The organism is uncultured Meiothermus sp. (genome assembly GCF_937863175.1).
Classification (GTDB): domain Bacteria; phylum Deinococcota; class Deinococci; order Deinococcales; family Thermaceae; genus Meiothermus.
On record NZ_CALMCQ010000374.1, the window covers coordinates 1 to 1,682 of the forward strand.

General features: G+C 58.9%; 2 protein-coding genes. Both read right to left on the reverse strand.

The window, feature by feature from the left end; all coding sequences use genetic code 11:
* Positions 1-858, reverse strand: an 858-nt coding sequence (locus Q0288_RS14010) for a DUF1028 domain-containing protein (RefSeq protein WP_299431566.1), incomplete at its 3' end; no start/stop codon positions are given.
* A gap of 154 nt (positions 859-1,012) precedes the next feature.
* Positions 1,013-1,621, reverse strand: a complete 609-nt coding sequence (aat, locus tag Q0288_RS14015) for a leucyl/phenylalanyl-tRNA--protein transferase (protein ID WP_299431570.1) — start codon at positions 1,619-1,621, stop codon at positions 1,013-1,015.
* Between the last annotated feature and the right edge of the window lie 61 nt (positions 1,622-1,682).

Here is a 1,682-nt window from a genome sequence, read left to right on the forward strand (position 1 = left end):
CTCCTTCAGGTATTGCAGGACGGTTTCGTCAAGAGCGGGGCCACCCTGGTAGCGTTCTTCCAGGTTTTCCATCCCGATCAGCGCTCTAAGAGCAAGCTCGGTGGTCTCGTCCCACTGTCCACTAATAGCCCCGGTGTACTGCCCCTGGCGGTGTAACAAGGCCTGAATCCAGACAATTTCCCTGGTGCTCAAAGGTCTGGTGGGCTCGCCTGCCCCAAAGAGCAGCTGATGAATCGCTAGCAGTCGCTGTAACTCCTGCACCGGGTCTGGATGGTCATCCACCCGCAGGTCAATCCAGCGCTCCATCCCACCATAGCCTTTGCCCTCGCCCACCACCAGCAAGGCCGCGGCCTGCCGCCCACGCCTGTCCCCACCCGCACGGTCGGACTGCAGCAAGGCTTCGACCAGTCGTTGGGGAAAAGCCAGGTCGGAGCGGTTCAGAAAGGTCTGTACCAGCATTTCGACCACCTCGGGGCCGGTCAACAAATTGCCCTGAGCCGCATAATTAGGCCCCCACTGCCCCCCTGCCCAGGCATGGCACTCCTGCCCTGTAAAGCTCAGGCTCTCGCCGTTTGCTAACACAAAGCCAACCTGCCGCCTGGCAAGGTCGGGGTCGTTGCGGGCAAACACCGACAGGATATCCTCCGGGCCAGCCCCCGCTTCCATCAACGCCAGCCCCATCGGGCCAAAATCGGGGTTGGCATAGGACTGGGTCGCCACCGCACCCACACCCGCCCTGGCCCAGGGCACCACAAAACCCACCGCCAGAAACTTGCTGGCTACGGCTATTCCCAGAAGGCCTGTATCGGGGTCGCGGGCTACCAGTGAAAAGGTGCTTATGGGAAGGCTCTCGCTCATCGGCCCTATCCTACGCCGAGAAGGGCACTAAAGAGGAGCGCGTTCCTCGGTCAGGCAGTGGGGAAGATGGCTGAGAAAGTCGGCTTCAACCCCCGTAGAGATTCACGAAAAGAGGAATGTGAACCACTGGTATTACCACGCCGCCTTGGATTTTTCAGTCCACAAACGCCACCGGCTTCTGGGTGGCCTGGAGAAGTTGGTGTTGGAACTCGAGGGGATCCACCTCGATAGCTCCAAAACGAGCCAGGTGGGGGTTTTGTACCTGCACATCGAACAACTCAAAATTCCGCTGGCGCAGGTATTCGACCAGGCGAACCAGGGCTACCTTGGAGGCTTCGGAAACGCGGTAGAACATGGTATCGCCAATGAAGGCAGCCCCCAGCGAGACCCCCAGGATACCTCCGGCCAGTTCCCCGTCCAGCCAGGTCTCAAAGCTATGGGCAAAGCCATACCGGTGCAGGGCCAGATAAAGCTGGGCTACCTCAGGGGTGATCCAGGTCTCGTTTTGATACGACCAGCCACGGGTCGCGCATCCTTCCAGAACCCCTGCAAAATCGCTGTTAGTCCGCACCTCAAACCGCTGGGCATTGAGTGTCCGCCGCAGACTCCTGGGAATATGGAATCGGTCGTCCAGGGGCATTACGGCCCGTCTGGATGTTCCATAAGCCCGCTGATCGAACCAGCCAATGCCATGCTCCAATCCCAGCGGAAAATACCCCTGGACATACATTCTGAGCACGGCTTGTAAATTTTTCCTATCCACACCAAAAGCCGTCTAGGGTTCAGGGTCGAGAGCCGATAAAAACCACATAGAAGCATTTAGG